The sequence below is a fragment of the Pseudomonas sp. AC463 genome (assembly GCF_979253585.1).
This window is the reverse complement of sequence record NZ_CEEDDZ010000798.1, coordinates 1-258: the sequence shown is the minus strand read 5'-3', so window position 1 is coordinate 258 and position 258 is coordinate 1. Positions and strand designations below refer to the sequence as shown.

Sequence of the window (258 nt, the reverse complement as noted above, 5' to 3'; positions counted from 1 at the left end):
AACTGCAGCTCCGCACCCTGAAAGCGGGTGTTGCCCGTATTCTCCGGCAGGTTCAGGCGCGACGGACCGTAGCCGACATCCACGCCCTCCCGGTTGATGCGCGAGATGAAGCCGTTGGCGTCCCGGCGGAACACCGCCGCCGTCAGCGAACCGGAGCGCGAGAAATACCATTCCAGGCTGATGTCGTAATTGTCCGATGTCAGCGGGCGCAGATCGGGATTGCCGCCGGTGATGTTGCGCAGGTTGCTGTTGATGCAC

Annotated in this window: 1 protein-coding gene; it reads right to left on the bottom strand. The window is 63.2% G+C overall.

The genetic code is table 11. From position 1 onward, the window contains the following. Positions 1–258, bottom strand: a 258-nt coding sequence (locus AC0IYH_RS32420) for a TonB-dependent receptor domain-containing protein (protein ID WP_471838444.1), incomplete at both ends; no start/stop codon positions are given.